This window comes from Pseudoalteromonas sp. 4NS20-0020, from assembly GCF_057554385.1.
The window spans coordinates 421,617-446,538 of the sequence record NZ_BAAJMI010000002.1 but is presented as its reverse complement, the minus strand read 5'-3'; the positions used below and the strand labels follow the sequence as shown (position 1 = coordinate 446,538).

Genomic DNA, 24,922 nt, shown 5'->3' with positions numbered 1-24,922 from the left:
TGTATAACTATGCTTTATCGAGCGCTTGGCTTACATCCGCAATTATGTCAGCAATGTTTTCAATACCGACCGATAGGCGAATTAAATCGCGGCTCACACCTGCGCTTGCAAGCTCTTCATCATTTAATTGGCGGTGCGTGGTTGATGCTGGATGACAAGCCAGCGATTTAGCATCGCCAATATTAACTAAACGCAGGATCATATTTAGCGCATCAATAAAACGCGTGCCTGCATCAAGTCCGCCCGCGATACCAAAACTTAAAATGCCTGAGGCCTTACCACTGGTAATTTTTTTACTCATTGCGTTATAAGGGCTTGATGTTAAACCCGCGTAATTAACCCAAAGCACTTTAGAGTGATTTTCTAAATACTCAGCCAATTGCTGCGCGTTTTCACAGTGGCGATCCATTCTTAAGCCTAAGGTTTCAAGGCCGATTAAAATGTCAGATGCGTTTTTAGGCGCAAGTGCTGCACCGGTATTTCTCAGTGGCACTACTCTACAACGACCTATAAAAGCCGCTTCAGCAAACGCGTCGGTATACACAACATTATGATACGACGGATCGGGCTCGTTCATCATTGCAAAGCGTGTGGCATTGGCTTTCCAATCAAATTGACCTGAATCAACAATCATACCGCCAATAGCTGTACCGTGCCCGTTTATGTACTTTGTCAGTGAGTGAACCACTATATCGGCGCCTAGCTCAAATGGCCGGCATAAATACGGTGTAGCCACAGTATTATCAACAATAAGTGGGACACCTTTGCCATGAGCAATCTTAGCTAAACGCTCAATATCGACAATATTACCTGCAGGGTTACCGATAGATTCACAAAATACTGCGCGGGTGTTGTCATCAATCGCATCCTCGAATGCGCTAAAGTCATCAGCCTTAATCATACGCGCTTCAATACCTTGGCGGGGTAATGTATGGGCAAATAAATTATACGTACCGCCATATACTTGGCTGGTGCTCACAATATTACTGCCTACTTCACATAAGCATTGAATCGCATAGGTAATAGCTGCCATGCCCGAGGCTACCGCCAGCGCGCCAATGCCCCCTTCCATTGCAGCAACACGCTGTTCAAGCACGGCATTAGTAGGGTTCATTATGCGGGTGTAAATATTACCAGGTACTTTTAAGTCGAATAAATCTGCACCGTGTTGCGTGTTATCAAACGTGTAGGATGAGGTATTGTAAATAGGTACTGCTGCTGATTTCGTGGTTTCTTCAGACTCGTAACCATGGTGCAGTGCTAATGACTCTAATTTCATAATTAATCCCTTTAGTAAATTATTAAAACATACCACTTAAGGGTAATTAAATGCACGTAAAAATATAAAAACAAAATAAAGAGATAATATAGTCAATAAATACAAATTTATGATTAAACTAGTTGATTTTATTTTAGAGCACTTACCAGCTAATACTAGTGTATGAACTAAACTTGTTAATTCTTATTGTCTATTAAATTATCACCTCAATACATAGCAGACGCTGAATGTGAAGTGCTGATATAACTCGACCGATTAAAGAGCGATGACACAGTCAAAACCCAACAAATACTGGCTCATGCTGCTATATATGGAAGTAATAAATTAAAAGTGGTCTTAAATCGATTTATGTTTGAATTAGAAAACCATTTAAAAAATGTTATTTAAACACGGTAGTTACATCGCGCCCGTTACAAGGTTTACTGCAAGTTAACTATAAAAACGTATCGAAAAATCAATGAGGTCCTGCTCAGGTATTGGTTTACTAAAATAATATCCTTGAGCTAGATCGCAACCAAGTTCTTTTAATATTGTGAGTTGTTCTTTTGTTTCTACGCCTTCAGCGACAACTTTTAAACCTAAACCATGTGACATGGCAATTGTTGCTTCTACTAAACTGTAATCCTCATTATTTTTTGTAATCCCATTTATAAAACCACGGTCTATTTTTAGTACATTAAACGGGTACTTCCTTAAATAACTTAACGAGGAATAACCTGTGCCAAAATCATCCATTGACAATATAACCCCTAAATTTGTTATATCGTTTAATGTGTCAGTAATGCTGGACTCTCCACTCATTAAAACACCTTCTGTAATTTCAAGTTCAAGACTTTGAGGTTCAATATTCGCATTTGATAACGATGTTTTAATAAAGTTAAATAGGCTCAGATCTTTAAATTGACTAGGAGATAAATTTACTGCAATTGAAAAATTTCTGTTGAGCTGTTCTACGTTCTTCCATCGTTTGAGTAAACTAAGTGACTCTTTAATAACAAACTCACCAATAGATATGATCACGCCTGTTTTCTCTGCAATAGGGATAAACTCATCTGGTGCCACACTTCCTAGTACAGGGTTTAGCCACCTGAGTAATGCTTCTGCCCCTATAATTTCGTTCTTTTTAACATCAAATTGCGGTTGGTAATAAAGAATGAATTCATTGCGCTGCAATGCACCTCGCATTTGCTCTTCTATTGTTAAGCGTCGTTGGATTACAGTATTCATTTGATTAGTAAAAAACGAGTATGTATTTCGACCCAGAGCTTTGGCTTGATACATTGCCGTGTCGGCGTTTCTTAATAAGTCAGACACAGATTTGCCGTTATCTGGAAACATTGCTACCCCAATGCTAATTGTTAACATTAACTCTCGCCCCTCAATTGTGAAAGGTTCTCGAAAATTTTGCAGGAGTTTTTCGGCAATACCCACGGCATTTTGTTGAGTGGAAATTCCTTTTGACAAAATAATGAACTCGTCGCCACCTAAGCGACCGATTGTGTCAGCTTTTCTTAATGCCCTTTGTAAACGACTGGCTGTTTCAATTAAAACTTTATCGCCTGCTTCATGACCTAGTGAATCGTTAATTTTTTTAAAATCATCTAAATCTAAGAAAAATACCGCTGCTTTTTCATCATTACGAGTCGCTTCAACTGTTAGCTGTGATAAACGGTCAAGAGCGAGTAAACGGTTTGGTAATTGTGTAAGGCTATCGAAATATGCTTGTTTTCGTATTAATTGTTCTGATTGGTGTTGTTCGGTTATATCTCGGATAATTATCATTATTTGGTCGTATTTTAAAACTTTGTTAATTCTTGCTTCAAAATACACCTGCCCTTGAGGAACGGACAGCTCATATTTAAACGTTACAATTTCATCTTGTTCAATTGCTTTTTCTATGTAAACTTCAAACTTTTTAGCAACACTCTTCGGTAAAATATCAAGCATATTATTACCAACAAATTGGTCAGGGGAGACATAGAGGGCATCTTGATTATTAGCATGGTAATCGATAATTATTCCGTTATAGTCCATTAAAAAAAGCAAGTCTGGGATTGCTTCAAAAATGGTTTTTAGCATTTGCTCTTTAAATGTGGCAATAGCTTGGGCTTTTTTTACATCCGACAAATTAATGTCTATACAATACATTTGCTTGTTTTTAAATTCATTTTCAAACATTGCGTGGCTTGAATAAACGTATATGTCAGTTCCATTTTTATGTTTAAGTAATATTTCTGCAGCAGGGATTGCTACGCCTTCATTGATCCACTTTGTATGAGCCTCAATTACCATGTCTCTCATAGGTGCTGGTACTATCAGTTCTTCTAGCTTCTTTCCAAGTGCTTCCTCTTGTTTATAGCCATAAAGGAGCTCACTCCCTTTGTTCCAATACACAACTCGTCTTTGATCATCATAACCTTGCACTGAGATTGAATTAACACTTTCAAATAATTGGTGCAATGAATCGTTAGTAACAAACTGTTTAGATAATTGATTTACAATTGAGTTGGCAGTCATGCTGTGACTATCTCCTTTAAAATTTCCTTATTTTATAATAGAAGTTAATTGTTGAATTTCCATACACATATATTTAAAAAATAAGCTTAGGTTTATTATTAATTGTTGGAGCAATAAAAAAGGAGCCTTAGCTCCTTTATTACTATTTTTAAATCCTATTTAGTATCATTAGGATGCTCAACACCCATCCAAGCTTTGAAAAGGGCTTTTTGTTTCTCACTTGCTTGTAAATTAGCAGTTGCCTTCTTAGGTTTATCAAACTTTTCAGTTAATACTAATGTGAGGCTTTGTAATGCATCACGACGAATAAAGTCAATAACCACTTTATCACCAGGTTTAAACGTCTCAAGGCTAGACTTTAAATCTTTATTAACATGGAGCTTATTAATAGCTACAATTTTATCGTTAGTTGTTAAGCCTGCTTTCCACGCGCTACCACCGCGTTGAACATGCGTTAATGTTAAAAGCTGGCCGGTATTTTTAGCCACTGCATCTATGCTGGCAATAGCCTCAGCACCTTTCGGTCGTTCAAAAATCAAACCTACTTTGTTAAGCAACTCGTCAAAATTAATATTTGCAGGTGAGTCGACATGCTCTTCCCACCAATTTGAATAATCGAGACCTGTCAGGTTTTGTAGAATGCTTAGTACGTCTTTTTCATCAAAGCCCGCTGGTAACTTATGATTGTTATATAGTGCTTTATGCACATCACGGTAACTTACTTTACCCGCTGTTTTTTCTAGTAGGTCAATATCAAGTACCATTGATAACAATGAGCCTTCTGAATATATGTTGGTACTGTAGTTGCGTCCGTGATCACCACCTTGGTTAATCCATTTATCAAAACTCGTTTCACTGGCACTTTGAACTTCTCTGCCTGGTGTTTGTAAGTGTCGATTTATGGTTTTTGTTAGGCCTTTAAAAAACTCATCTGTCGTTTCAATGCCTGAACGCACTAATAAATGATCCTCAAAGTAGCTTGTTGAGCCTTCTGCAATCCAAAGTAATTTTGAGTAATTCATATTGGTGTAATCGTAAGGTACCAATCCATTTGGACGATATGCTTTTACATTCCAAGTATGAATAAACTCATGAGCTGCTGTGCTTATGAAACCTAAATAATCTTCACGAGAGCCAAATCGATCACGCGGCCTTTGAATTATGGTCGAATTTAAATGCTCGGTTGCACCACCAGCGCCAGAGGTAGCATGCACCATAAATACATAGCGCTCATATGGGTAACTATCCCAAATTACATTACCGGTTGTTACTAGCTTTTTAAGATCACGCAGCATTAATTCAACGTCGTAGTTACCCTCTCCCCAAATAACTAATTCGTACTCACGTCCATCAACGTTAAATGAGTGAAGTTGGTTAATACCTGTTTCTATAGGCGAGTCCACAAGCACATCGTAATTAGCTGCCTTGAACGAATGAGTAGAAGCTAAATTATCCATTCCAGATACTGAACGCCACTGCTTTGGAACATCTAAATTAACCGTTACAGGCTCTTGTCGAAATGATTCGCTAAACATAAAAAAGCCAGAAGCGTCTATAAAAGCGTGGCTATCATCAATATGGCGAGCACGTTTACCAAGCTCGTTTGCATAGACCTGATACCCAACACTTACTTCTGTTGGTGTATCAATGTGAACACGCCATGTGCTGTGATCAATTTTTTCCCACTTTAAAGGATTACCCTCTTTATCTGTTGGGTTAAAGTAACGAACGCCATTGGCAAGATTTAGTATTTCATAACGACCGGTGCGCCAAGAAGGTAATTTAATATCAAGATGGGCTTGTGCTGATTTAGGGAATTGAACGCGCACATCACCAAGATGATGTTGAGGCTCGTCAATATTCAATGAGTAGTTAACATCTGCAAATGCAGATGCAGATAACGCAGCACAAATTGATAAAACTAATAACTTTTTCATAGAAACCTAATTAAGACCTTAATTGTGCTCAAGGTTAACAAGCGTACATTTAAATGTGAATTAAAAGCGATAAACACTCATGTATACGAGTTTGTACGCACTAGGTTAATAAAATTATAGAGTTTTTACCGAGATAACTACACTTAATATAAATTTGTTGTAGACTTAGAATAATAAAATTACAAATCATGGTGGCTTGCCTAGGTGTCAGAAAAATCTACTGCTACAGAGAAAAAACTTAAACAAGCAATTGGTGCGCGCATGGCACTTGAAGACGCGCGAAAACATCAAGTAGACACCCTTTCTATTTTCTCATCTAAATTATCTTTAGCCTGTAAGGGTCTAGATACGGAACTTGATAACAGACTTGCTAACTTTAGAAGCGCATTAAACAAAGGCGTTGGTTTTGATGATTTATCTCCTTTAATCGACGAAACAATAGAGCTGTTAAAAAAGCAAGAAGCCATACAACTATCGCAGCAACGTGACCTGCAAGAAAGTGTTTTATCTGCTGGCAGACAACTACAAAAAACCAAAGGCTTGCCAGAGGGTACACGCCGCTCGTTAAGAAACTTACTTGATCACGAAATGAATAACGTCCATTCCACTCATGACTTTATTCCGCTACTAGAAAAATTAATAAGCTTTTATCATCAGGCGTTAAACACAAAGCTACGTGCTGATAGCAATATTAGTTGTGAGGCCACGCCTGCACTAGCACAAAAGCTGCTTGAACTCGCTAACGACTTAGTTCTTGAAGATGAAGCAACTGTAGAAATTAAACGTATTAAAAGCATTATATCTGAAAGCGATAATTTAGGGTCTTTGCTCGATACGGCCATAAATATAATTACTGTTGTTGTTAAAAATATAAATAAAGAACGAGAATCAGCGCAAAGCTTTTTATCGTCACTTAACCAAACAATTGAAGAACTACACAAATCAATAGTCGCTACAAGTAAGCACTCAACCTCAATGGGGACTGAGTTTGAAAACCTAAATAAAAGTATTAAAAGTAAAATAGAAAGCTTAAACGAAAAAACACAATCTGCGACTTCTATTTCATCATTAAAAGAGCTTGTTGATAATGAGTTAAAGTCGTTAACTCAAGACTTTATGGCAAAAGAAAAACTAGAACGCGAAGACAGAGAAATACTTCTATCTAGTTTTAATGAGATTAATGGCCGTATTGGCACGCTTGAAACAAAGCTTACAAAATACAAAAAACGCTTAAACGATCAACGTTTTAAAAGCCTGCTGGACGGGTTAACAAAATTACCTAATAGAGCCGCTTTTGACGAACGTTACAATCACGAAATGCATTTATTTAATGTTCAGCAATCAAATGTTACGCTGGTTGTCATCGATGTTGACCACTTTAAGTCAATAAACGATAGATTTGGCCATACAGCTGGCGATATAACGTTGCAAGTTATTGCGAAAGCATTACAAAAATCGATAAGAAAATCTGATTTTATAGCGCGATATGGCGGTGAAGAATTTGTCCTATTAATGAGCGAAACCACTGTTGATAATGCAGTTGCACCGCTTGAAAAACTCAGAAAGGTTATAAAAAACATCCCTTTTAAATTTAAAGACAAGCAAATTGAAATAACTATCTCCGTAGGTGCTACACAATTAAAAAAAGGGGATACGCCGATTAAAGCTTTTGATAGAGCCGACGACGCTCTGTATGAGGCCAAAAATACAGGTAGAGACCGCCTTTGTATAAGTAAATAATGTCATTCGATTATAAATATTGTGAATGTATGACTCAGTAGTAATTTACATAAATAGCAAGGAGTACGCCCATGTTAATACAGTTAAACCCAACTGGTGTATTAGATTTACTATCTCAGTTAGAGGTTGATTTATTAGAACAATCTTCTACCAGCGAACGTTATAAATTATTTAGAAATTGTGTGTTAGCGGTACTCAATGTAGGCAGCCACACAGACGAAAGTTCGCAAATATACGACAAGTATAAAGATTTTGATATTCGCTTGCTCAGCCGAGAGCGCGGTATAAAAATTGAACTTGAAAACCCTCCAAAAACAGCCTTTGTAGATGGTGAAATAATCACCGGTATACACGAACATATATTTTCAGTTATTCGCGATATTTTATTTATTTGTCAAAAGTACGAAAAAGACCTGCAAGAACAAAAAGCCATAACTCATATGGTGTTTGATATGCTCAGAAATGCGCATGCACTTCGTGTAAACAGCGAGCCTAATATGGTGGTTTGTTGGGGTGGACATTCAATAAACGAAACTGAGTACAAGTACACCAAACAAGTGGGTTATGAACTTGGCTTGCGTGGATTGAATATTTGTACTGGTTGTGGACCTGGGGCAATGAAAGGTCCAATGAAAGGTGCCACCATTGGCCATGCTAAACAACGTATTAAAAACAATCGTTATTTAGGGTTAACAGAACCCAGCATTATTGCAGCTGAACCCCCTAACCCAATAGTAAACGAACTCGTTATTTTGCCAGATATAGAAAAACGGTTGGAAGCATTTATACGCACAGCTCATGCAATTATTATCTTTCCAGGTGGTGCGGGCACTGCCGAAGAACTATTGTACTTACTAGGGATTTTATTGCATCCAGATAACGAAAAGCAGTGTTTGCCCGTTATTTTAACAGGACCAAAACAAAGCAAAGATTACTTTGAAAAACTCTGTGAATTTATCGAAATGACACTCGGCAAAGAAGCATTAGACAAATTTGAAGTGATTATTGATGATCCGAGTTTAGTAGGTCAAAAGCTAAAATCTAAAATGGCCAATGTACGCGAGTATAGAAAAAGTGAAGGCGATGCGTATTACTTTAATTGGACGCTTAAAATTGATCACGATTTTCAGCAGCCTTTTGCACCCACACATGAAAATATGGCAAGCTTAGACCTACATTTGGATCAACCAAAACAACAGCTTGCAGCAAACTTACGACGTGCATTTTCAGGTATTGTTGCGGGTAATGTTAAAGATGAGGGTGTACGCGCTATTAAACAACATGGACCTTATACTCTCAGCGGCGAGCCTGCCTTAATGCAAGATATGGATGTACTTTTACAGGCTTTTGTTGATCAAGGTCGTATGAAACTTCCTGGTAGTAAGTATATTCCGTGTTACAAAATAAAAGCATGAGTCGTATAGTTTGAAACCCCATTTATTATTAATTGATGCGCTTAATTTAATTAGGCGCATTTACGCAGTTGACGCAAATCAAAAACATAGCAACGATGAGCAATTAGTGCTTACTTGCAGCGAGCGTGTAGCTCAAACATGCAAAAAAATGCTTCGCATAACGGATGCAACACATGCTATTGCGATATTTGATGGGGATAAAAGTTGGCGTTATCACTTTTATGAACATTATAAACACTCCAGAGCCCCAATGCCTGAAACGCTAAAAAGTGCGTTGCATCATTTTAAATCAGCAATAGAGGAAACCGGCATTGTTGTTTTTGAACCAATAAATGATGAAGCTGACGATATTATTGCTACCCTTGCTTGCAAAGCTGCTGATAATAAAATCACGAGTACTATCGTATCCACTGACAAGGGATTTTTACCGTATTTAAACAGTGAAATACATATTTACGATTACTTTAAAAGGCAGCATTTAGATGAACCTGCAATACATGAACGCTTTGGGGTAGATAAGAATAGACTCGTCGACTTTTGGGCGCTTGCAGGCGATAAAACGAATGATATACCTGGTGTTAAAGGCGTTGGTATAAAATCAGCTCAACAGATTGTTAATAATTACACCTCTATAAATGAAGCATTGAGTGATGAATTACTTAATTCAGGACTACGCAAAAAACTTGAAACCAATATGGATATGTACGTTATCTCCAAACAATTGGTTAGTTTAAGAACAGATATAAATTTAGGGTTTAGTTTAAAGCAGCTCAGGCTTAATTAGTCGCAAGTAAATAGCGTGTATTTATAGCAAAACGTATACTGATACCCGTGGTAGTATTTAAGGTAAATAGTGTTGAAAAAGTTTATACGGTATTTAATTTTAGGATTGGGGCTATATGCGCTCATTGCAACTTTGGTGATTGCTTTTTACAAAGACGATCCTCAAGCTATGATTTGGCAAGATCGAGAGTCATTTAACAAGCGCTACATTGAAAAACTTTCGCTAGATTCTCAAACTACACTCAATACCGTACTTGATTATCTTGGTAGCCCAGACCTAACATTTGCTAAGCGGGATAACGAACAAGTATTACAGATTATTTTTTATCGTACTCAGCATATTACGTCAGACGGGATAACGACAATGGATGAATGCACAGGTTTATTATTTAAAAATGGCCAGCTCATTTTATGGGGACCTAGTGCGTACAGTAAATATCAGGAAGAAGTTAGGTGAAGGCATAATGGATGAGCCTCTTGCGAATCGTTTAAAGCAACTGCACGAAAATACGCAGCGTTTTTTAACAGGCTATAATAATAAAGAGCAATGGCAAGCCTTATACCCTATGGCTTGTAAATTAGCTGAACAATATAGAATCTTATATGAACACTGCCCTAATGCACTGTTGTCTAAATTAACGTTATTTAATCCTCAATACAGCTATTCAACTAATTTAGTTATAAGTCAATGTGTAATTACCGCCGGCTTATGCGCTAGCCAAAATTACGATAAAAAACTTACCGAACTTTATATTAGCGCTGCGCTTGTGGAGCATATATGTGTTTGTTCGCAGTTAAATAAGCTAGCTGAACAGTCTAAATTTAGTGCCAATGATAAAAAAATTTGGCAGCTTCGCCACCAATTTGCAGCAAAAATAATGTTGAGCTGCGGCAATAGCGCAGCCCCTATTACACATATACTCGCTAAACTAAATAAATATAAGCAAGCCCTTGTAAACACGCCTAAAACAATGCTTTACGATGGTGGAATTACGCTTGTTGCATTAGCTAATATAATAGCAATGAATATAACTCATACCCCTGCTAAAAAGCACATAAGTTTTTATCAAGCTTTGGCCGATTTATATTTGCGCACGCCAAATCTGTTTGCACAACATTTGGTTAAGTCTTACGTGGCCGACGTGGGACCCTTTTTAGCTGGTAGCCGAGTTATATATCAAGATCAAAGTATGGTTTATTTAGCGACCGACAAACAAAACCGACACATTTTAGTTAACTCAGAAAATAAGCAGAAATTAGCTTGGTATAGAATAAAAGCCCCACTAAAAGACACCCCAAAACAGTGGAAGTGTGCAGATAAAAAGCTTTTCTACAGTGTATGGAACAGTGAACATATTACTATTAACGAGCCAAGCAGTTTAGATAAACCAAGGCAACTAATTGAGTTAATTAGTCAAATTAAAGTTAACCAAGAATATAGTTTTAAAGGTTTGAATAAAATAATGGGTCATCACCCTGAGATTATTGCGCGAGTATGTGAAGCCGTAAAACCTTATAATAAAGAACATCAAGCAGCTAAAGATCTCCGCCATAGCTTGTCGATGGTTGGATACAATAATGCACCTGCGATTATTCAGCGCGTTGTATTTGAACAATTGGTGAATTCAACACCTCACCCACTACAAAGGTTTATAGTAAATCGATTAGACAGCTTAGTAAAAATAATGGCTTTATTGGTAGCACCCAATAAGCAGTATCAATTTGAGCACATAACTTTACCTCTGTATGCATATACTCATTTTATGTTAACCCAATGCAGTACTCACTTAACACGAAAAATAGCTATCGATGAAGTGCCTAACAAAACGCTAAGTGCACCATTTAGTGCATTTTTTGGTGTAGCAAGTATAAAAAATGAACACATCGAATCATTGTTTTCACAATTACTGAGCGATAACCCTTGGGCAAACACATTGTTACAGGCAGAGCAAACAGCAAAAAAACAGCTAACAAATAAACATAAGCTATGGGTCGCTTTAAAAGTAATTGCGCAACAGGTTTTCAAACCAGAACTAAAATTAACCTCATGGCAACAGCAAACTCTCAGTGAACAACTAGAATTAAATGGCTGGAATGAAGAGCGCACTTTTTACGACCAATTAAGAAATCTACAAATATATAACAATATTTAGTTCGGTTATTACCATTATAAATACAGGTTATACCCATTATTTATTCTATAAACTGGCAAAATAAGCGTTAAATTGGTATAAATGCGCCCTTAAAATTTTCAACCATTCACATAAATGACCTAACAAGCAGCTACTCTCTCAGAGTAGTAATTTATGTGCACATCAAACTCTTTAAAGGAAAAGATAATGGCCAAACAAACCATCACAGTGATCAAAGGCGACGGCATCGGTCCTAGCATCATCGACTCAGCACTTGAAATACTAAAAGCCGCAGGATGCGATTTTGATTATGAATTTGTTGATGCTGGCCTAGCCGCTCTAGAAAAAACAGGTGAGTTACTTCCACAAGAGACAATTGATACAATTGCTAAAAACAAAATCACACTTAAGGGCCCGTTAACTACCCCTGTAGGTGAAGGTTTTACGTCTATTAACGTAACACTGCGCAAGCAATTTGGCTTATACGCTAACGTACGTCCAGTAAAATCATTTGTAGGCACTAAAGCACGTTACGATGATATTGATATCATCACTATTCGCGAAAATACACAAGGTATGTACTCAGGTGCAGGCCAAGTAGTGAGCGAAGACGGCAATGAAGCAGAAGCAAAGTCTGTAATAACGCGTGAAGGCGCTGAAAAAATCGTAACATTTGCTTATGAGCTTGCGGTACGAGAAGGCCGTAAAAAAGTAACAGCGGTTCACAAAGCAAACATTTTAAAATCTACTTCTGGCTTATTTTTAAAAGTAGCTCGTGAAGTAGCTGAGCGTTACCCACAAATTGAATCAACAGAGATGATTGTTGATGCAACGTGTATGAAACTTGTAATGACACCAGAAGAGTTTGACGTTGTTGTAACGACTAACCTATTTGGTGATATTTTATCAGACCTATGTGCTGGCTTAGTAGGCGGTTTAGGTATGGCACCAGGTGCAAACATTGGTGAAGATGCTGCAATTTTTGAAGCTGTGCACGGTAGCGCACCAGATATCGCGGGTAAAAACCTAGCAAACCCTACCTCAGTAATTTTAGCGTCTATTCAAATGCTAGAGCACTTAAACATGGGTGACACAGCGGAGCGAATTCGTAGCGCAGTTGCTGATGTAATTAAATCAGGTGACCGTACTACACGTGATTTAGGTGGCAGCCACGGAACAACTGATTTCACACAGTCAGTGATCGACCGCCTGTAATTTAATAAAACGTTCAAAAAAGCCAGCATTTTTGCTGGCTTTTTTATGCCATTTAAGGGCGTTTAAATCTAATTGAAATTAACAACATAAAAATTAATAACCCGCCAAGCGCCCCTCCACTAGAGCTTGAACCGCTATTAGTTTGAGATTGTGCTACCGTTACGGATAAGTCATCACTAATAACCTCTCCCGTAATTGTGTCGGTTATAGTTAAAGTAACAGAATAACTGCCAGCATTTTGATACGTATGACCTGGGTTTTGAACTTGAGAAAGCTCACTGCCGTCACCAAAATCCCAGCTATATGTATAATTTTTAAACCCACCTAACACATCAGCGTTAAATTGGACCGTTAAATTATTTGTTGAAAAACCGGTATTAACTGCAAGTGGAACATTTACGTTTACATTTACGTTTTGAGATACCGACATTCCTTGGTCGTCAGTCACTGTTAGCGACAATAAATAATCACCCGAGTGTAAATAGTCATATGAAATGGCTTGTGATGCTAGCGAACTGCCATCGCCTAAATTCCACAAATAACTGTATGGTGCTAACCCTCCTGCAACTTCAGCTTTTGCCGTTAGTAGCCCTTGTGTTATTTCGTAATCAATTTCAGTAATACTCAGGGGTGCGACAATAATGACTGTTGTTGTTGCTACCTGCTCTGCTTCACCGTTGCTTGCAGTAAATTTAACATCATAGCGTCCGTAACTCTCAAAAACGTGCGAAGGGGATAACTCAGAACTTGTTCTGCCGTCACCAAAATCCCAAGTAAACGTATCAGATGGCGAAAGCGTCAATCCATCAACTGTAAAATCTGCTGTGAAATCTGAGAGTGAGTAACTAATGCCATTTGATGGCTCGTAATTTAATAATATTTCTATGCTTAGATTATCGTTTTCTTGGTTTGTGAGCGTAAAACCAAAGCCAACTTGTGGTAATTTAACACCCGATTCAGCTTGTTCTGCAAAGCGATAGTCCATCTCGTCACTAAAAGAGCTGATAGCAGATAAATCGTCATCTCCTAGCCCTGCTCGTTGAGCATAAAGGCTAAATGCGGCATCTCTTATTTGAATAGCGGTATTTGCTGGTGATTGCGTGCTTCCTTTATTGATAGCACGCTGATCTGCGTCAACAACCAATGCAAAACCACTACCGGGGTGCTCAGTTGTATTGTTATCAGTGTGCGACTCATCGCTGTACCACAGTAATAACCCTGGCGAGTAACCTTCTTTTTGTAATCCACTATCTATACCCGAATAGTCACGCAACTGCAGGTAATAGTAAGATGGCATAGCAAATACATAACTCCCTACTTTTGCAAACCCGGATAAGGTCGTATTACTTTGAGTTTCTGCGTTATTTTGCCAAATTAATGAACCATTTTGCTCAATGCGCATATCGTCAATAACAAAACCATAATAATGCGTATTAGCGTCTGTTAAGTATTGTACTTGTAACTCTATTGTTTGCCCTGCATAAGCAGATAAATCAAATTGATGCGTTAAGTATCCGTTAGGAAGTTGTGCATCAGGATTTAAAAATGAATCACCTGTAATATAAGGACCAATATTGCCATAGAAAGGGTTAGTAGGTTGCGTATAGTTACCCGCAATTGGCACACCATTGACCTTTATTTGAACTAAGTCATAATCTTGCTCAATGCTATAAAAAGCAACAAAGCTCAGCATAAGCGATTCTGTCGTGCTTGGTAAATTAATGGTGTTCACTAAACGAGTATTAAGATTATCGCCGGTATTTGAATAATATTGAAAAACGCCTTCTACTGGCGTTTTAAATTTTTCAAGCCTTGGTGGCAATGTGACCTTTACTTGGCTTTGTGATTTAGACGTACTTGATGCGTTATTAATCACTTGCACTGGGTTCGTAACAACCTCATCCATATCAAGGCTAAGCTGGTTTACCCAATTACCTTGGTAGCGTGTTTGAAGATACTCTAGCGCATATGGGCTAAACATTACTGGCTCAGACCCGCGTGGTGAACCCGCCCACGTACCTGACGACATAACCGACCATGAGGCTACAGGCTCACCTACCGTATTAGACTGTAAATCGTATTCATCTTTTAAACCTAAATCGTGCCCAAACTCATGGACAACAACACCAATGGCGGCATCAATAGGGTTTATTGTGTAACCAAATAGCTTTATATCACTCCCAACAACTTCAGTTGGTTGGCTATTTTCGTCTAAAACATAATAACGATGTGACCAAATTGCATCTGTTGATAAATAACCCCCGCCCGACTCCTCACCAATACTAGAATGAAAAATCATAACATGATCGATTATCCCATTTGGTTCGTCGGTAATACCATCACCGTCTATGTCATCAAGATCAGTTAAGTCATAATCAGCCAAATTAATATTAAATTGTGCAACCGCTTTTTCAACAGCTTCTTTTACAAGGCTCGGCGCATTTTTATCTCGGGTAGAGCCTAAACGTTCACCATAAAATTTAGCGTTATTATTTGCAGTTACCCACCCGTAAACTTGCCCTTCAAAATTAAGGCTGTTGCCAGAAGCCGCTTTATAATAATCGGCCGCCGATAAAAGAACCTGTCCGTCAGGGCCTTCATAGCCGTTAGTGTTAAACAGCATCTGCTGGTAATGATCGGGGGAGTAGTCGGTATAAAACATATCAGTGTCTTGGGGAGTTAACTGGTTTTCGTCGTGCTTTAAATCAGGGAAATCAACTAAAATAGTTAAGACTTTAACTGTATTGACTCGATCATCTGGGGTTAACTCCGATGAAAAACTAAATTGTTGACTAGATAAGAGCCCCTTTTGTATTGAGTTATATGTCGATAAACGAGATAGCTGGCTAAACCCATTTTTTAACGCTACTTGCACAGGTGATTTGTTATTGATGTATTCATTGTAAGACGCTTCTAACTCATCGGAAGTTAAGTCTTCTTTTTTATTAAGCCAATACAAAATACGTTCTTTGTTGGTTACACCTATATCGTGCGGAGTAGATATTTTAGCTACAGTTATAGAGCTAAACAACGTAGTAATAAGTGTAAGTAACGCTATTTTGTTCACTGTATATTCCTCAAACAATTTGTTAAGCACATCATACCTAATAACAACTATTTAAACATGTTATAAACCAGCTTTAAGTATACGTTAGCAATCTATAATTGCTTAATACTAAAACAACAGCAAACAAAGCAAAAATAAGCGCAATGCATATTATCTCCCTAAAAACTTCAAATTAAACGCACAAAAAGCAACAAACCACTAAAAAATAATAAAAAACGAATTTAAAATGCAAAAAACAACATTCAAGGTTGACATAAACACTTAAAACACTTAAAAATAAACCCATATAAAATTTCACACCAAAGCAGTGTTTTGCTGAGTAGAGTAAATAACTATGAAAACACAATTTAACCTTCTAGTCGTTCTCGTACTGGTCTTAGTAATAAGCCCAGCGGGGATGTATTAAAAGGTAATACTGCTTTTTAAAAACCCCCGCACCACGCGGGGGTTTTTTTATGCACAAAAAAAGCGCAGAGGAATGAGGATGAGCAAACAAGAGTATAATGGCTCTGAACTAGTCGTTCAGGCATTAAAAGAATTAAAGGTAAAATATATATTTGGCTACCCAGGTGGCTCAGTATTAGATTTATACGATGCACTTTTTCAACAAAATGATATTGAGCACATCTTAGTTAGGCATGAACAAGCAGCAACACACATGGCTGATGGTTATGCACGTGCTACTGGTGAGGTCGGTGTTGTTCTTGCTACTTCAGGCCCTGGTGCTACAAATTGTATAACCGGTATTGCAACTGCGTACATGGACTCAATTCCGATGGTTGTATTATCTGGGCAGGTACCTACTAGTCTAATTGGTGACGACGCCTTCCAAGAAACAGACATAGTGGGTTGCTCTCGACCAATTGTAAAACACAGCTTTAACTGCAGAAGTGCACAAGAAATACCTGCAATATTGGCAAAAGCTTTTTATATTGCAAGCACTGGTCGCCCTGGGCCTGTTGTTGTTGAGCTACCAAAAGATATGCTTAACCCTGCTGTCAAATTTGAATACGACTTCCCTGCAACGACTGAACTCCGAACTTACAGCCCAAATACCAAAGGCCATTCAAAACAAATTAGAAAAGCAGTGGCCGCTATATTGGAAGCTAAAAAGCTAGTTATATATTCTGGGGGGGGCATTATCATCTCAAACACCTCAGAGCAATTAACGCACTTAGTAGAATCATTGAATGCACCTATTACCAACACTTTAATGGGTCTAGGTGGTATTTCAGGGGTTCACCCTAATTTTATCGGTATGCTCGGGATGCATGGCACGCTAGAGGCCAACAAAGCTATGGCAAATGCCGACGTTATATTGGCATTAGGCGCTCGCTTTGATGATCGGGTTACAAATAACGTTAAGAAGTTTTGCCCTAATGCAACGATTGTCCATGTAGATGTAGACCCCACCTCTATTTCTAAAACCATTAAAGCGCATATACCTGTTGTAGGTTGTTTAGACACTGTACTTAAACAGCTACAAGACGGCATAGACAAAAGCACAATTCAAATAGATCGCAGTGCACAAGAAGATTGGTGGCGACAAATTATTAGCTGGCGTGAACAAAAATGTTTGGGTTACAAACAAAGCCCTTCAGAAAAAATTAAGCCTCAAGCTGTTATTGAGGCGCTTTATAAAGCAACTGACGGCGAAGCCTACATCAGCTCTGATGTAGGGCAGCATCAAATGTTTGCAGCACAGTATTACCCATTTAAATACCCTCGCCAATGGATCAATTCAGGCGGATTGGGCACTATGGGCTTTGGTTTACCGGCTGCCATGGGCGTTAAGCTCGCATTTCCTGATAAAGAGTCGGTGTGCGTAACTGGCGATGGTTCTATTCAAATGAACATTCAAGAGCTTTCTACGTGCTTGCAGTACAACTTAGCCGTTAAAGTCGTCTCTCTTAACAACCGCTCATTAGGAATGGTACGCCAATGGCAAGATATGGTGTACGGCGGTCGTCATTCATCATCTTACATGGACTCACTACCTGACTTTATAAAATTAGTTGAAAGCTATGGCCACGTTGGTATTCAGGTAAACACACTTGACGAGCTTCAACCCGCGATTGACAAAGCAATGAGCATAACGGATCGTCTAGTATTTTTAGACATACTTGTCGACGAAAAAGAACATGTGTACCCAATGCAAATTAAATTAGGTGGCATTGACGAAATGTGGTTACGTAAAGGAGTTAAAGCATAATGCGTCGTATTTTATCAATATTATTAGAAAACGAACCCGGTGCACTATCTCGTATTGTTGGACTATTTTCACAACGAGCATACAACATTGACAGCCTAACGGTAGGTACTACTGACGATCAGTCTTTATCGCGTATTACCATAACAACAATGGGTGACGACCGAATTGTTGAACAAATTACTAAGCAAGTTAACAAGCTCGTTGATGTATTAAAAATTATTGATTTAACAGAAATGAGCCACATTGAACGAGAACTACTCCTTGTAAAAGTATTTGCACAAGACGAAACAACGCGTGCCGCAGTTACTCGTGTAGTAGATGTGTTTAAAGGTGATATTTTAGATATGGGCCGTCAGAGTTACAGCTTACAACTTGTGAGCAGCACAGACAAAATAGAATCATTTTTAGATACGCTACGCCATGAAACAGATATCATAGAAGTTGTACGTTCAGGTGCAGTTGGAATTGGTAGAGGCGATAAAGCCTTAAAAGCATAACTTTTCAAATACTGAGCCGTTACATTACGGCTTTTTCAACACAAAAAAAAAGGGCTTATTAGCCCTTTTTTCAATTAATTTGTAAAACCAATTATAGGTTTACTTGGTCTTTAAGACCTTTACCTGCTTTAAAGCTTGGGATAGTTGCCGCTGCGATTTGGATCTCAGCACCCGTTTGAGGGTTACGGCCTGTGCGTGCAGCACGTTCTTTAACTGAGAAAGTACCAAAACCAACTAATGCTACTGAATCACCTTCTTTAAGTGCAGAAGTTACAGCGCCAGTAAATGCGTCAAGAGCACGTGTAGCTGCGGCTTTAGAAATTTCCGCGTCAGTAGCAATTTTTTCAACTAATTGAGCTTTATTCATTGTTAGATTCCTATTCGTTATTATTTTGCCTTCGCAAAACCTATCTTTATGTATTTTTTAAAAGTTAGCAACAGCAAATTGCAATTTTTAGTTAAAATCTTATAAAACACATAAAATTATATTAATTTCCGCTAAAATACAGCATCTTGTGTTAACAAAGACTTAATTTTTGTACAATATTGGTGCATGTTAATCAGCATATAAAAACTATATTTTTTCGATAACTAAGGTCACTTCCCCGACCTCGACACCAAACTTAACAATAGATGTGCGGTTAATCAAGCGCGATTGTGTTACCAAGTACATCCAATCATCAAAATTAACTTCTAAAGTGCTTCCGTCATAAGGGAGTTCTACGTTGTAGTTCCAATGAAATACACTGCCATCACTTTTACCTTGTGCAACGCCAAGAACGTCTGCAGCAGTCCCTGTAAGGGTATTATCGTCATTAAGGGTTATTTTCCAGATGCGTTTTTGTGTTTCACCATCATCATACACAAAGTCTTCTTCTATGACACCCTGGTTGCCCTCCCACGTAGCGTTCATATCAACGACTAACTTACGGGTTAACTCACCTTTAAAGTCTTGCACTACACCGTAAGCTTTTAATTTGCCGCTAAAGAAGGTTTTAAAGTCAAAATTGGGAGTTGTTTTACTGTAGTGTTCTACATTAGGCGCTGAGCAACTAACCAAAAAAAGTGCAAATACACACACAAAAATCGTTTTTAACGCGTTATTAATAATCATTTTAATTTCCTAATAGTTTTTTTCTTAAAGCTGGCTCTGACGTATTTTTACCTAACCAAATAGCTAAAAAATCACTTGAAAACGCAACATCATCAATTACGCCAACCTCGCTATCGTTATGCAAAAAAGTACTTTTGCCTTCCTTATCAGTTATCAGCGTTAACGAATCACCTTTACCTATGTTTGGCCAAATAGACAAAAGCACCTCATCGTACTTGCCGACTAGATTTTTTTTACCTATGTGCTCCCACTGCTCATTGGTTGCTTTAACTATATCTTTGGCGTCAAAATCACGTAAATAGGTCAGCTTAAATTTGACAGGGTGTTCACCCAAAGCATAATCGCCAGAAGGGGTATACAAGGTGGCGTCGTAAACATCCCAAAACAAGTATTCCATTCTACCCTCGCCCACTTTGCTATATTCAACATTAGCAAAGGCAGAAGTAGACAATAAAAGACATAAAACAGTTGTCGTTATGATTGATTTCACGATTAAAGTCCTTCTTTTAATAACAAATAAAAGGGTAAACTAATTTTGACTTGCTAAAATAATCGACTTAATTTTTTGGTTTATAAATACAATAAACGTAAAGGCTGCCGACCAAATAACACCGTAGGCTACCCAAAACTGCCATAGCGGTAAGCCTAAATTAATTACGTTAAAACGCGCACCCGCCCAGTAGCTAGCTGGCGCAAAAATAAGGCAAACAACAAATACCTGCCAAAGTCTTAATCGACTTAAAAAATGCATCGATGTATTTAATGAAAGAAGCAACGCGGCCCATAGAAGTACCAGCCAAATTGGAAAAGGATCAACTTTAAATGAAAGTAGACCAAGCTCCACCGCTATGTATTCAAGTAGCAAAGCGATAGGAAGCGCTTTTAGTAGCAATAATCCATCTTGTTTTTTTTGCTTTGATAAGTAAAACATTAAGCCAATGATGCCAGCGCTAAATAAAAGTGATTGTCCTTCAAGCAGTAATGATAAAAACCACACTGCTTGAAACAAGACAAAATTAATAAGCGAGTGCAATTTTATCTACATTGCTGCTAAAGCGAGGTTTGCGCGCCATTAAATGTACAGTACTGGTTGCACGCGTTCTAAATGCACCTTCACAGTACGCAAAATAAAATAACCACAACCTATAAAAGCGGTCATCAAATTTCGTGCGGTCTAGGTCAGGCCAACTTTTGATAAAGCGTTCACGCCAGTCAGCTAAGGTTCGTGCGTAATGCGTTCCAATATCACTAACAGTATGGATAACCATATCGGTGTTATTTTTGATTTGCTCACTCATTTCGTTTAATGAGGGTAAACACCCACCAGGGAAAATATACTGTTGAATAAAATCTGAATTTTTAAGGTAGTGCTTGTATCGCTGATCGCTTATGGTGATTGCTTGTATCAACATTGCGCCATCGTCTTTGAGTAGCGAACCGCACTGGGTAAAAAAGCTAGGTAAATATTCGTGGCCAACCGCTTCAATCATTTCAATCGAAACGAGTTTGTCGTATTTGCCCGTGAGTAGTCTGTAATCAAGCTTAAGAAGCGAAATTTTATTCTCTAAGCCTAACTCTTTAATTTTTTCTGCAACAAAGTCATGTTGCTCGTCAGATATTGTTGTAGTCGTCACGTGGCAGTCGTAATGTGTTGCTGCGTAAATGGCAAATGCGCCCCATCCTGTGCCAATTTCTATAACGGAATCGCCAGGTTGCAATTCTACCTGTTCACATATGCGCTTTAATTTGTACTGCTGCGCGTCTTCTAGACTGGCATCTTTTGATGGATAAACAGCACACGAGTAAAGCATTTCTTTACTCAAAAACGATTCGTATAAATCGTTACCTAAATCATAGTGAGCAACTATATTTTTTTTAGAGCCTGACTCAGAATTTTTATTTTTTAAATGAGTTAGTCTGTGGGCAATGTTGCTGAAAAACGCGAATTTTTTCTCAAACTCGTCTAACTGTTTTTCATTTATAGCAAATAACTCAATTAGTCGGGTTAAGTTGTCACAACTCCATTGACCTAAAATGTAAGACTCGCCTGCGCCAACACTTCCAGATAATGCAAACGCCTTGTACATCGCTTTGTCATGAATTGTTACCGTTACTTTTAAGTCGGATGATGCATCTCCAAAAACAAGCTGCAGATCTTCATCAATAACGGTGATTTGCCCTGTTTCTATTGAAGAAAAAGCTTTAAATACTAATTTTTTATAAAGCCCTGTAAACCAGCCCGTGTTTTGTTCGCAATTTAAGCTAGACACTTTTTCCATTAGAACACCTATATTATTTTTATTACTGCTTGTATGTAATTTGTGACTTTTAAGAATGACCTAAAAAAGGCACTCTTTTTATAAACAGCTTCAACGCTTGGTAATAAATACCTTTAAATATTGTCCACGTCATTGCTGGGAATCGCTTTAACAACTGACTCATTTCTTTTTCAGTCAGTTCTTTGCGGGTTAATCGAAGAGTAGCATCAAATAGCAATTCTCCATCCCGCTTATTTTCAATATGAATCAATGTTTTATCTTGCGTTAACCTAATTGTCCAATGATAGTTCATATCAAGGTTCATAAAAGGTGATACGGAAAATACTTTTTTAAAGTTCACTTTTTTTTCTAGTGGTATCAAGTAGTAGTGTCGCTCATTCCATGGCGTATTACTTACTTCAGCCACCATGTACTTAAACTCACTGTCGCTATGACCATAAAAGAAAAAATTTACAGGGCTAAAGTAAATACCAAAGCAACGGAGCTGTCCTAGCATGTATACATGGTTAAAAGTCTCAGTTACACCAAGCGATAATAACTGATGATTTGCACGTTCAATGATTGACGCATCATTATTGTGGGGCTTATTAACAAAGTAGTCTGATTCGTTAAACTTTAATGCTTTTGAACCAGACGTACCTAACCATTTATGCTTATTGTTCAATTGCTCTGGGTTGTTGAGATCAACCCACATCATATAAAGTGGATTACTAAAATGATGAGTCTTAACAGCAAAACGGCGATGCTTAACATCGCCTAAATAAACAGCACTAGTCAAATTCAACCCCTAACTGCCTTGCCACATCTACACCACTGCGTACACCATCTTCATGAAAGCCGTTGTACCAATAGGCACCACAAAAATAACTATTATTTTGACCATCGATCGTTTGTTTAAGCCCTTGCGCAGCAATAGACTCTTTGTTGAAAACAGGGTGATGATAAGTGAATTCACGCAATATTTTGCTTTTATCTATCCCTTCAAGGTGGTTTAACGTAACGCAAAACTGCGTGTCTGATTGAATACCTTGCAATATATTCATCTGGTAAGTAACAACAGCTGCTTTGTCGGTATTGTTATTTAATAAATAATTCCAACTAGCCCAAGCGGCTTTTCTGTCAGGTAGTAAATTTGTATCTGTATGAAGTACTACTGAATTTTCAGTATAAGGAATTGCGCCAAGTACTGATTTTTCTTGGCTTGTTGCATCACCAAGTAGTTTGAGTGCTTGGTCTGAGTGGCACGCAAAAATAACTTTATCAAAAAAGTGCTGCTCGCCATTAGCAAGCTCAATGGTTACATCGTCATTTGCACGTGTTACCGATTTAATATCAGTGTTAAGCTTTATTCTGTCAGCAAACCCTTTAATTAATGGGTTAATGTATTCACGTGATCCACCCGGTACAACATACCATTGCGGCCTATTTGTGATATCTAAAAGGCCATGATTAAAGAAAAACTTTACAAAAAACTCTACGCCTACGTTTTCCATTTCTTTAATACTAGTAGACCAAATAGCTGCGCCCATAGGTAAAATATAATGATATTTAAAAAAGTCGTTAAACTGATTTTCATTAAGTAGCTGACCGAGTGTTTGCGATTGCTGATATTCGCCTTTTTCGTGTATGGCTTTACATAGTTTGTTAAATTTAACTATGTCAGATAGCAAGCGCCAAAATTTAGGCCTAAAAATATTTCTTCTTTGTGCAAACAAACTGGTGAAGGTATGGCCATTGTACTCAAAGCCTGTTGCCTCATTATGAACACTGAAGCTCATTTGGGTTTCTTGCTTTTTTATACTAATACGCTCAAGTAGCTTTTCAAAATAAGGGTAGGTTCGGTTATTAAAAACAATAAATCCGGTATCCACGGCGTAATTAACGCCCTTAATATCTACGTCAACAGTCGCAGTATGCCCGCCAATATAATCGTTTTTTTCAAATAAAGTGACATCGTAGTGTTTGTGAAGCAAATGCCCACATGTTAAACCTGATACACCAGTTCCTATTATTGCTATTTTTTTCAACGGGTTAATCCTTTTGCTATTTTAAGCCAAAGCGGCAAAGGCAATATCCGCAATGCTTTTAATATAAGCGTAAAGCGATACGGAAAGTGTACCTCTTTACGTCGTTTGTTTATTCCTTTGATCATATAATCTGCCGCTTCTTCAGCGGTCACTGCCATAGGCATGGGAAAATCGTTTTTTTCAGTCAGAGGAGTTTTTACAAACCCTGGGTGAACTAACGTGACATCCACATCCATCAAATCAACGGCTAGGCTTTTAGCTAAATAACTTACGCCCGCTTTAGACGCCCCATAAGCCTCGGAGCGTGGTAACGGTAAGTATGTAACGCTTGAACTAACAATAACTAATTGACCGCCACTTTTAACTTTAGGGAGTAATGCTTCTAAGCAGTAGCCAACCGACAGTAAATTTGCATTAATTACGCGCTCAAACAAAGCACTGTCAAAGTTTTTTGCGTCGTCTATGTATTCACAATTGCCCGCATTAAGAATTACTCGGTCAAAGTGTGGGTATCCAATGGTTGCTTCTTTAATATCTTTTAGGCTTGTTGCATCAAACTTACAACTTTCTATGTTGTTATGTTTTGAAAGCTCAGCTAGTTTTTCTGTATTACGTCCACATGCAATAACGGTGTCGCCCATTTGTGCATATTTAATAGCTAGTTGTTCGCCAATGCCTGACGTTGCGCCTGTAATTAAGGTAACCATA

Annotated in this window: 20 protein-coding genes; 8 read left to right on the top strand and 12 right to left on the bottom strand. The window is 38.0% G+C overall.

From position 1 onward, the window contains the following. Positions 1-7 precede the first annotated feature (7 nt). From AC27JL_RS05960 to AC27JL_RS05950, 3 genes are all read right to left on the bottom strand, one after another. Complete coding sequence (locus AC27JL_RS05960; RefSeq protein ID WP_487195076.1) at positions 8-1,279, bottom strand: O-acetylhomoserine aminocarboxypropyltransferase/cysteine synthase family protein; 1,272 nt, start codon at positions 1,277-1,279, stop codon at positions 8-10. Between the two features lie 429 nt (positions 1,280-1,708). Then, complete coding sequence (locus tag AC27JL_RS05955; protein WP_487195075.1) at positions 1,709-3,796, bottom strand: EAL domain-containing protein; 2,088 nt, start codon at positions 3,794-3,796, stop codon at positions 1,709-1,711. A 155-nt stretch (positions 3,797-3,951) separates the two neighbouring features. Continuing rightward, positions 3,952-5,733: a M61 family metallopeptidase gene (locus AC27JL_RS05950; RefSeq protein ID WP_487195074.1), complete on the bottom strand. Its 1,782-nt coding sequence runs from the start codon at positions 5,731-5,733 to the stop codon at positions 3,952-3,954. 204 nt (positions 5,734-5,937) lie between these two features. Between AC27JL_RS05950 and AC27JL_RS05945 the strand changes: the two genes are divergently transcribed. The 6 genes from AC27JL_RS05945 to AC27JL_RS05920 all read left to right on the top strand — a co-directional run bounded on the left by AC27JL_RS05945 (position 5,938) and on the right by AC27JL_RS05920 (position 13,018). Then, entirely contained in the window at positions 5,938-7,473 is a 1,536-nt protein-coding gene (locus AC27JL_RS05945; protein ID WP_487195073.1) for a GGDEF domain-containing protein, read from the top strand. Between the two features lie 71 nt (positions 7,474-7,544). Continuing rightward, positions 7,545-8,888, top strand: a complete 1,344-nt coding sequence (gene ppnN, locus AC27JL_RS05940; protein ID WP_039037389.1) for a nucleotide 5'-monophosphate nucleosidase PpnN — start codon at positions 7,545-7,547, stop codon at positions 8,886-8,888. Positions 8,889-8,898: 10 nt separating this feature from the next. Then, positions 8,899-9,672, top strand: coding sequence for a flap endonuclease Xni (gene xni, locus AC27JL_RS05935; protein ID WP_487195072.1), 774 nt, complete (start codon positions 8,899-8,901; stop codon positions 9,670-9,672). A 69-nt stretch (positions 9,673-9,741) separates the two neighbouring features. Beyond that, positions 9,742-10,128, top strand: a complete 387-nt coding sequence (locus AC27JL_RS05930; protein ID WP_033019488.1) for a DUF3192 domain-containing protein — start codon at positions 9,742-9,744, stop codon at positions 10,126-10,128. Between the two features lie 7 nt (positions 10,129-10,135). After that, a complete protein-coding gene (locus AC27JL_RS05925) occupies positions 10,136-11,824 on the top strand; it encodes a hypothetical protein (protein WP_487195252.1) in 1,689 nt (562 codons plus the stop codon). A gap of 186 nt (positions 11,825-12,010) precedes the next feature. Then, positions 12,011-13,018 (top strand): isocitrate dehydrogenase, encoded by a 1,008-nt coding sequence (locus AC27JL_RS05920; RefSeq protein ID WP_006793428.1) that lies wholly within the window; start codon positions 12,011-12,013, stop codon positions 13,016-13,018. 52 nt (positions 13,019-13,070) lie between these two features. Here the strand turns inward: AC27JL_RS05920 and AC27JL_RS05915 are convergent, their stop codons facing one another. Further along, on the bottom strand, positions 13,071-16,085 hold the full coding sequence (locus AC27JL_RS05915; protein ID WP_487195071.1) for an immune inhibitor A domain-containing protein: 3,015 nt from the start codon (positions 16,083-16,085) through the stop codon (positions 13,071-13,073). A 484-nt stretch (positions 16,086-16,569) separates the two neighbouring features. Here AC27JL_RS05915 and AC27JL_RS05910 point away from each other — a divergent pair, with 484 nt between their 5' ends. Then, positions 16,570-18,297, top strand: coding sequence for an acetolactate synthase 3 large subunit (locus tag AC27JL_RS05910; RefSeq protein WP_487195070.1), 1,728 nt, complete (start codon positions 16,570-16,572; stop codon positions 18,295-18,297). Then, entirely contained in the window at positions 18,297-18,794 is a 498-nt protein-coding gene (ilvN, locus tag AC27JL_RS05905) for an acetolactate synthase small subunit (RefSeq protein ID WP_006793425.1), read from the top strand. The genes AC27JL_RS05910 and ilvN overlap by 1 nt, the downstream gene beginning before the upstream one ends. A 91-nt stretch (positions 18,795-18,885) precedes the next feature. Here ilvN and AC27JL_RS05900 read toward each other — a convergent pair whose 3' ends face one another. The 8 genes from AC27JL_RS05900 to AC27JL_RS05865 all read right to left on the bottom strand — a co-directional run bounded on the left by AC27JL_RS05900 (position 18,886) and on the right by AC27JL_RS05865 (position 24,921). Further along, positions 18,886-19,161, bottom strand: a complete 276-nt coding sequence (locus AC27JL_RS05900) for an HU family DNA-binding protein (protein ID WP_006793424.1) — start codon at positions 19,159-19,161, stop codon at positions 18,886-18,888. Positions 19,162-19,368: 207 nt separating this feature from the next. Beyond that, the gene (locus tag AC27JL_RS05895; RefSeq protein ID WP_006793423.1) at positions 19,369-19,908 is read right to left on the bottom strand and encodes a DUF3833 domain-containing protein; all 540 of its coding nucleotides are present in this window, start codon (positions 19,906-19,908) and stop codon (positions 19,369-19,371) included. Between the two features lies 1 nt (position 19,909). After that, on the bottom strand, positions 19,910-20,386 hold the full coding sequence (locus tag AC27JL_RS05890) for a chalcone isomerase family protein (protein WP_370587932.1): 477 nt from the start codon (positions 20,384-20,386) through the stop codon (positions 19,910-19,912). A 51-nt stretch (positions 20,387-20,437) separates the two neighbouring features. Next, complete coding sequence (locus tag AC27JL_RS05885; RefSeq protein ID WP_033025361.1) at positions 20,438-20,947, bottom strand: DUF2878 domain-containing protein; 510 nt, start codon at positions 20,945-20,947, stop codon at positions 20,438-20,440. Next, positions 20,925-22,187: an SAM-dependent methyltransferase gene (locus AC27JL_RS05880; RefSeq protein ID WP_008129194.1), complete on the bottom strand. Its 1,263-nt coding sequence runs from the start codon at positions 22,185-22,187 to the stop codon at positions 20,925-20,927. Before AC27JL_RS05880 ends, AC27JL_RS05885 begins: the two co-directional genes overlap by 23 nt. A 49-nt stretch (positions 22,188-22,236) precedes the next feature. Beyond that, complete coding sequence (locus tag AC27JL_RS05875) at positions 22,237-22,965, bottom strand: DUF1365 domain-containing protein (RefSeq protein ID WP_008129195.1); 729 nt, start codon at positions 22,963-22,965, stop codon at positions 22,237-22,239. Beyond that, positions 22,958-24,214: an NAD(P)/FAD-dependent oxidoreductase gene (locus tag AC27JL_RS05870; protein WP_203987519.1), complete on the bottom strand. Its 1,257-nt coding sequence runs from the start codon at positions 24,212-24,214 to the stop codon at positions 22,958-22,960. Before AC27JL_RS05870 ends, AC27JL_RS05875 begins: the two co-directional genes overlap by 8 nt. After that, on the bottom strand, positions 24,211-24,921 hold the full coding sequence (locus AC27JL_RS05865) for an SDR family NAD(P)-dependent oxidoreductase (protein WP_008129197.1): 711 nt from the start codon (positions 24,919-24,921) through the stop codon (positions 24,211-24,213). The genes AC27JL_RS05870 and AC27JL_RS05865 overlap by 4 nt, the downstream gene beginning before the upstream one ends. Position 24,922: the final 1 nt, after the last annotated feature.